7 protein-coding genes and 1 riboswitch are annotated in these 7,853 nt (G+C 69.8%); of the genes, 1 reads left to right on the plus strand and 6 read right to left on the minus strand.

Translation table 11 applies throughout. The annotated features are described in order from the left end of the window. From thiC to C0461_RS12135, 6 genes are all read right to left on the minus strand, one after another. Positions 1-1,697: phosphomethylpyrimidine synthase ThiC (thiC, locus tag C0461_RS12110; RefSeq protein WP_292107305.1), on the minus strand; the 1,697-nt coding region annotated here is incomplete at its 3' end. A 223-nt stretch (positions 1,698-1,920) separates the two neighbouring features. Continuing rightward, a riboswitch (TPP riboswitch) is annotated at positions 1,921-2,029 on the minus strand. Between the two features lie 18 nt (positions 2,030-2,047). After that, entirely contained in the window at positions 2,048-2,425 is a 378-nt protein-coding gene (locus tag C0461_RS12115) for a hypothetical protein (protein ID WP_292107292.1), read from the minus strand. 3 nt (positions 2,426-2,428) lie between these two features. Then, on the minus strand, positions 2,429-3,259 hold the full coding sequence (locus C0461_RS12120) for a TIGR02587 family membrane protein (protein WP_292107294.1): 831 nt from the start codon (positions 3,257-3,259) through the stop codon (positions 2,429-2,431). A gap of 36 nt (positions 3,260-3,295) precedes the next feature. Continuing rightward, the gene (locus C0461_RS12125) at positions 3,296-4,003 is read right to left on the minus strand and encodes a DUF4019 domain-containing protein (protein ID WP_292107297.1); all 708 of its coding nucleotides are present in this window, start codon (positions 4,001-4,003) and stop codon (positions 3,296-3,298) included. Between the two features lie 97 nt (positions 4,004-4,100). Continuing rightward, a complete protein-coding gene (locus tag C0461_RS12130) occupies positions 4,101-4,940 on the minus strand; it encodes a DUF3298 and DUF4163 domain-containing protein (protein ID WP_292107299.1) in 840 nt (279 codons plus the stop codon). Positions 4,941-4,972: 32 nt separating this feature from the next. Continuing rightward, positions 4,973-5,986, minus strand: coding sequence for a UbiA family prenyltransferase (locus C0461_RS12135; protein WP_292107301.1), 1,014 nt, complete (start codon positions 5,984-5,986; stop codon positions 4,973-4,975). A gap of 176 nt (positions 5,987-6,162) precedes the next feature. Here C0461_RS12135 and C0461_RS12140 point away from each other — a divergent pair. Next, a partial coding sequence (locus C0461_RS12140; RefSeq protein WP_292107304.1) for a TonB-dependent receptor occupies positions 6,163-7,853 on the plus strand: 1,691 nt, incomplete at its 3' end.

Here is a 7,853-nt window from a genome sequence, read left to right on the forward strand (position 1 = left end):
TTCTGCGCCTTGGCGGCGTCGCGGATGTCCTGGCTGATCTTCATGCTGCAGAATTTGGGGCCGCACATGGAGCAGAAGTGGGCGGTCTTGTGGGCGTCCTTGGGCAGGGTCTCGTCGTGGAAGCTGCGGGCGGTTTCGGGGTCCAGGCCCAGGTTGAACTGGTCCTCCCAGCGGAACTCGAACCGGGCGCGGGACAGGGCGTCGTCGTGCAGGCGGGCGGCGGGGTGGCCCTTGGCCAGGTCGGCGGCGTGCGCTGCTAATTTGTAGGTGATGACGCCGGTCTTGACGTCGTCGCGGTCGGGCAGGCCCAGATGCTCCTTGGGCGTGACGTAGCAGAGCATGGCGGTGCCGAACCAGCCGATCATGGCCGCACCAATCGCAGATGTGATGTGGTCATAGCCGGGCGCGATGTCGGTGGTCAGCGGGCCCAGGGTGTAGAACGGCGCCTCGCCGCAGTGCTTGAGCTGTTCATCCATATTGGCCTTGATCTTGTGCATGGGCACATGGCCGGGGCCCTCGATCATGACCTGACAACCGTGGTCCCAGGCGACCTTGGTCAGCTCGCCCAAGGTGCGCAGCTCGGCGAACTGGGCCTCGTCATTGGCGTCGGCGATGGAGCCGGGGCGCAGGCCGTCGCCGAGGCTGAAGGTGACGTCATAGGCGCGCATGATCTCGCAGATCTCGGCGAAATTCTCGTACAGGAAGGACTCGCGGTGGTGGGCCAGGCACCACTTGGCCATGATGGAGCCGCCGCGGCTGACGATGCCGGTGACCCGCTTCGCCGTCATGGGCACGAAGGGCAGGCGCACGCCCGCGTGGATGGTGAAATAGTCCACGCCCTGTTCGGCCTGTTCGATCAGGGTGTCGCGGAACACCTCCCAGGTGAGGTCCTCGGCCACGCCGCCGACCTTCTCCAGCGCCTGATAGATGGGCACGGTGCCGATGGGGACCGGGGCGTTGCGCACGATCCAGTCGCGGATGTTGTGGATGTTGCGGCCGGTGGACAGGTCCATGACCGTGTCGGCGCCCCAGCGGGTCGCCCAGACCATCTTGTCCACCTCGTCGGCCACGTGGCTGAGCACCGCCGAGTTGCCGATGTTGGCGTTGATCTTGACCAGGAAGTTGCGGCCGATGATGCACGGCTCCAGCTCCGGGTGGTTGATGTTGGCGGGGATGACCGCGCGGCCCCGGGCCACCTCCTCGCGCACGAACTCGGGGGTGACGTAGTCGGGGATCGAGGCGCCGAAGTCCTCGCCGTCGCGGATGACCGCGCGGGCGGCGTCGCGGGCCAGGTTCTCGCGGATGGCGACGTATTCCATCTCCTCGGTGATGATGCCGGCGCGGGCGTACTCCAGCTGGGTGGCGGGGCGGCCTTCGCGGGCGCGCCAGACCGGCCGGGCGCTGTCGTCGAAGGCGGGGGCCAGATGGGCGCCGGACGCGCCGCCGTTGTCTTCCGGTTTCACCTGCCGGGGATCGGCCACCTGCTCCACATCGCCGCGCCGGGCCAGCCAGGCCTCGCGGTGACGGCCCAGACCGCGCGCGATGTCGATGGCCGGGGCGTCCTCGGTGTAGGGGCCGGAGGGGTCGTAGACCACCACCGGGGACTCGTCGGCCGTGGGGTGCAGGTCGATCTGGCGGTGCGGCACGCGGATGTGGGGGAAGAGGAGGCCGGGCTCGTAAATCTTCCGGCCGCCCATGCGCGGGCCGACGGTGACGTCGCCCGTCTCGGGGGCGCGAGACGGGTTTTTCTTTTTGGGTCCTACCGCCTCGCGCGCGGCGCTCGGCTGCTTGAGGACGTTGTCGTCCTGCGCGGCTTCGGGCTTGAGCGCGTTCGGGGTGATGTTGATGTTCATGGCGCGGCCTCTTCGTTCGCAAGAGGGTGCGCCGACGATCAGAAAAGGCGGAGCGGTCCTGTGGCGTGAGGGCCGCCCGTTCCCGTCCCTTCGCCGGCATGACCCGGATCAGGTTCGACCGGTCAGAGGGACACCTCTATCTCAGCGGCTCGCTCGCCGCCCCCGGGAGAACAGAGGCGCAGCCTACGCCAATCTCACGGTTCCGACCACCCCGTGACGCGGGCCTCCACCGGGGCGGGGGCGCCGGGGAAGGCCAGGGCGACGGCGGTGCGGCCCTTGCCGGGCACATAGTCGACGGTGGTGGAGGCGGTCTCGCCGCCCGAGCGGCCTTCCACCTGCACGGCGGCGGCGGTGTCGCGGCCCAGATTGCGGATCTCGATCTGGGCGATGAAGCCGGCCGCGGCGGGGCGCGTCGCCGTCACCTGTGCGGTCAGGTCCGGCGGGCTGGGCGGCTGGACCGCCGCGTGCACGATGACCCCGGCGGCGGCCAGGGTCAGGACCAGACCCAGCCCGGCCATGATCCACTGCAGGACGGGGTGCTCGGGGCTCGAGGATTGCGACGATTCGGCCATGGGCTACACCAGAAGACGGGCGGCGGCCGCGCCGATGGCGGCGGGAAAGCCCAGCACGAGGACCACGGACACCAGTTCGGCCAGGCCCTCATCGGCGACCCGGCCAAAGGTCCACATGACGAACAGGCCCGTCAGAAGGGCGATGGCGTAGCCGGGCAGGGTGAAGTGGAAGAAGGCGGTGACCGGCTTCCCGTGCTCCTCCTGCCCGGCGAAGCCCGCCGCATAGACGATCAGGTGCATCAGGGTCACGGACAGGGCCATGAGGCCGAGGATCTGCAGAGGCGAGGCCTTGTAGGCGATCAGCTCCATCTCTTCGGTGGGGGCCATGTTGAGGGCCAGGAACAGGGCCCCGGCGGCCATCAGGAACAGCTCTCCCGGATAGGAGGCCTTGTCCTCGTCGCCGCCATCGTCGCCCTGCCCGCCCGCCAGCTGACGCCGGGCCAGAAGCGCGCCCATGGCGGCGGGCGCGGCCTGCAGCATCAGCCGCCCGGCCACCTCGCCAGCCGGGTCGCCCCACTGGATGACGCCGAACAGGCTGAGCAGGACGGCGGCGGTGATGAAGCCCACGGCCAGGGCCACGGCCACGTCCAGCCCGTCGCCGACGAGGCCGCGCTGATCGCTGAACCCGGCGTACCAGGACAGGCCCCACAGCAGGGGGAGGCTGAAGGCCAGGAAGGCCAGCTGACGCCCCGGCCCCATGGCGGCGCCGGCCTCCCACACCTCCATGGTCATCAGCAGGGGCAGGCCGAACAGCAGGGCGCCCCCGAAGGCGCGGCCCAGGTCGGGCAGCCAGGCGCGTTCGCAGTCCAGGTCGATCAGGGCGGCGCCGGTCATGGGCGGTCAACGCGCGAGATGAGCCAAGGCTTCACCTCACAGGATGGCGCAGAATCGCTGGCGCATTGCGGCGCGTGTCTCATCATCCAGTCCGTGATCCAGCCATGTCAGCTCCTGCCTCGTGAGCGTGAAGGGGATGACGCCGTCCGGGCTGAACCAGATCAGATAGCCGCACTCATCCTGCCGCTGCCACGAGGCGACGTAGTCCACGGCGGCATACAGGCCAGAGGGAACGTCAGCCGGGCTGATGTACCAGGTCCGGCGCGCGATCTGGCGTGAGACGGGCGTTCCGGTTTCGACCCTGCGCTGTTCCTGGGTGCGGGACCAGTCAGCGAGGGAGGCGCCGCCGGTCATCTCTTCGGACGTCATCGCCAGGGAGTCCGCGTGGCGCGCCTCATCGATGGCGGAGAAGTAGCGGTCCGTCAGTCCGTCAATCATCGGAGTCAGGCGCTCGAGGTCGGTCTCTGAAAGCGGGGGCGCGGGCGCCGCGCTTGCTGCCGGCGCGGCCTCCGCCCCGCAGGTCACATTCTGGACCAGTGTCACGCTTGCCACGCCGGCCGCATCGTCGCTCGCCGGTGCAGCTTCACTGGAACTGAAGCTGTAGCGACCGAAGACATAGGACTCCGACCCGCAGAGCCGAAGCGCCGTCGGCTGGAGTGCGGCCTGTGCGCTCCCGGGATGGGTTTCACCTTCGAGGGTCACTGTGAGGCGATACGCCTGATCGCCCAGGGTCTCGATCTGCACGTCTGGAAGAGGCGCGGGCTGAACCAGCAGCAGGACGGCGGCGAACGTCGATATGGGCATTCCTGGATCCCGGGCTAAGGCGAGCGCTGGCCGTTGATCAGCCCAGGTCGGTGACGTCGCCGGTGCGGGGGGGCTGGCCGGCGAACTCGTCGGCGTAGGCGGGGGCCAGCAGGGACCGGAACACCGACTGGGGCACGGCGATCTCGTAGCCGCCCTCGGCGTAGGGGCCGACCTGGTAGGGGCCGATCAGGAAGATCAGCCCGCCGGCCTTGCCCGGCGTGGTGGACGGGGCCAGCACGAAGGGGGTCGTGCCGGCGCGGGGGCAGGACCAGCCGCCCTGGGTCGGGTTCAGGCCGATGGTCGCGGCGTCCGGATTGCGGCCGCGCCGGGCGGTGTTGAGGGCGTCGCACAGGGCCTGGTCCAGGGCCGACAGGTCGGCGCCGCGCCGGAACAGCTGGGCCGGCTGGACGAACTGCTTGAGGGCCTTGTCCCAGATCACTGCGCCATAGGCCGGATTGGGGTGGGCGCCGCCGGTGTATTCGGAGCTGTTGCGCTGCAGGCTGATCAGCTTGCCGGTCTCGCCCGCAGCCACATAGTCGATGTGCTTGGAATAGGGCGGCAGATCCATGTCGCCTTCGTATTCGGTGCGGTCCGCCTGGGCGCCCTCGGAGAAGGTGCGCAGCTCGCGCACGGCCTCGGCATACAGCCGGGCGTGCAGGTCCGGCTGGGCGCGCACGGCGTCGGGCAGGGCCAGCTCGACCTGGGCGAAGCGGTTCTCGCTTTCGTAGGTCATGGGCGCCGCGCCGTCGGCGGGGGTGACGGCGGCGCCCTCGGCCGGGGCCTCGGGGGCGGGCGCCTCGCGCTCGCGGCGGTCGCAGGCGGCCAGCGTCAGGGCCACGGCGGCGGTCACGATCAGGGCGCGGGAAGGCAGGCTCATCATTGACGTCTCCTCGGGAAGGACGGCTGACCCTACAACGGGATCGCGCCGAGCGCGACGGCGGCCAGCAGGATCAGGCCCGCCTCGCGGTTGGATTTGAACAGGCGCAGGGCCAGGGCCCCGTCGTCGGGCTTCAGCCGGGCGACCTGAAGCGCCAGATGACCGGCGTACGCCAGCAGGCCCAAGGCGAACAGCGGGCCGAGCCCGGCCAGCACCCCGGCGCCCGCCGCGCACAGCACGGCCAGGCCGTAGAATACGGCGATCCCGGTCCTGACCCTGCCGCCCAGCCGCCGGGCGGAGGACTTCACCCCCACCATGGCGTCGTCCTCGATGTCCTGGAGGGCGTAGATGGTGTCGTAGCCCAGGGTCCAGAACACGCCGCCCAGATAGAGCAGCAGGGCCGCCAGGGTCAGGGTTCCGGGATTGCCCGCATCCATATGGAAAAACGCCACGTCCGGGTTGAACCATTCAAAAATGGTTCCACGCCACGACCACATGCTGGCCGCCGCCGCATAGCCCAGCAGGGCGCCCCAGTTGAAGGTCAGGCCCAGCCAGGCCTGGGGCCACCAGGTGATGCGCTTCATGAAGGGATAGGCCGCCACCAGCACCAGCGATCCGACGCCCAGCAGCACAGCGGTGAGGTTGAAGGTCAGCAGGATCAGCAGGCTGATCAGGGAACAGCCGATGACGAAGGCCCAGGCGCGCTTCACGCTGATGCGCCCGGAAGCCACGGGCCGGGCGGCGGTGCGGGCCACCTGCCGGTCGATGTCCCGGTCGACGATGTCGTTGAAGGCGCAGCCCGCCGCCCGCATCAGACAGGCCCCGACGGCGAAGGCGATGACCAGCCAGACCGTATGCTCGGGCGTTCGGCTCCGATCCTGCTCGAACAGAGCCAGAGCAATCCCCTGCCAGCCGGGCAGCAGCAGCAGCCAGATGCCGATGGGCCGGTCGAAGCGGCCCAGCTTCAGCCACGGCTTCAGGCCTTCCGGCGCGAAGCGGTCCACCCAGTTGGCGCGCGCGGCGTCGGGAAGCGGCGAGGTGCTCATGGCCGAGCCATAGCGCTGCTTTGGACCCCGGGCGAGAGGGGCGATGTCGTTTCGGCGCCACAGGAGAAGGATTGCGAACGCATCGCATTGCCATTCGCGAGAACCCGGCCTATGAGCCTCCGACCTTTAAGAATGCGTCGCAATCAAGCGTACGCCCGCACCCGGAACGCCGCCCCATGAACCCCCGCGCCACCGCCTCCATCCTCGCCCTCGCCGCCGCCCTGGCCGCCCCGGCCGCCTGGGCCGGAGACAGCGATCCCGTGGTGCTGGAGGCGGTCATCGTCACCGCCTCGGCGGAGGACGCCCGCACGGTGGGCGGATCGGCGACCTTCCTGGACAACGATGCGCTGGATGTCTTCGGCCACGCCGACGTCAACCAGGTGCTGCGTCAGGTGCCGGGCGTGTTCCTGCAGGAAGAGGACGGTTTCGGCCTGCGCCCCAACATCGGCATCCGGGGTTCGGGCACCGACCGCTCCGGCCGGGTGGCGGTCATGGAGGACGGGGTGCTGATCGCTCCGGCCCCCTATGCCGCCCCGGCCGCCTACTATTTCCCCCGCCTCACGCGCATGACGGGCGTAGAGGTGACCAAGGGTCCCGGCGCCATCAAATACGGCCCCCTGACCACCGGCGGCGCCATCAATCTGTTCTCCACGCCCATCCCCGAAGCGACGGCCGGCGAACTGGAGATTCTCGGCGGAACCGACGGCGCCCTGCGCGCCCACGGCTGGGCCGGGGGCTGGGCGCCGCTGGGCGGGGGTCTGGAGATCGGCGGCCTGATCGAGGGGCTGCGCGAGGAGAGCGACGGCTTCAAGGCGCTGGACAACGGCGGCCCCACCGGTTTCGGCATCGACGATCTGGTGTTCAAGCTGGCCCTGCGCACCGGACCGGGCGCCGCCCTGCCCCAGTCGCTGGAGCTGAAGCACCAGACCTATGACGAGACCTCGCACGAGACCTATCTGGGCCTGACCCTGGCGGACTTCGGCGCTGATCCGTTCCGGCGCTACAACGGCAGCCAGGTGGACCGCATGGACGTGGCCCACGACACCTGGCAGCTGACCCACCGCATCGCCCTGTCCAGCGCGCTGGACCTGACCACCATCGCCTACCGCACCGAGACCACCCGCGCCTGGTACAAGCTGAACGACGTGCGCAATTCGGCCGGAACCGGCTGGGTCGGGATCGGCGCCGTGCTGGCCGATCCGGCCGTCTATGCGGACCAGATGGCCGTGCTGGTGGGGGCGGACGGCTTCACCAGCGCCGACGGCGCCCTGCGGGTGCGCAACAACAACCGCGCCTATGAGTCGGAGGGAATCCAGACGGTCCTGACCGCGCGCTTCGACACCGGCGCCCTGTCCCACCAGCTGGAGGTTTCGGCCCGCTATCACCAGGACTCCGAGGACCGTTTCCAGCGCAACGACCTGTACCGCATGGACGACGGGGTCATGGTTCTGACCGGCGCCGGCGTTGACGGAACCCAGGACAACCGGGTCGGCGAGGCCGAGGCCTGGGCCTTCTTCGTGCGGGACGTGATCCGCACCGGCGCCCTGACCCTGACCCCGGGGGTGCGCTATGAGACCATCGACCTGACTCGCACCAACTACGCCCTCGTGGGCGGGCCGCGCGGCGCGCCCCTGTCCGTGGTCGAGTCCAGCGTCGACGTGTGGATTCCGGGCGTGGGCCTGACCTATGACCTGACCCCGTCCCTGCGGCTGGTGGCCGGGGCGCACCGGGGTTTCTCCAACCCCGGCCCGGGCTCCTCGGTGGATCCGGAGACCTCGTGGAACTATGAGGCGGGGGTGCGGCATCGGTCCGGAGGGCTGGACCTGGAGGTCATCGCCTACGTCAACGACTATGACAATCTGCTGGG

The organism is Brevundimonas sp. (assembly GCF_013823285.1).
In the GTDB taxonomy this organism is placed as follows: Bacteria; Pseudomonadota; Alphaproteobacteria; order Caulobacterales; family Caulobacteraceae; genus Brevundimonas.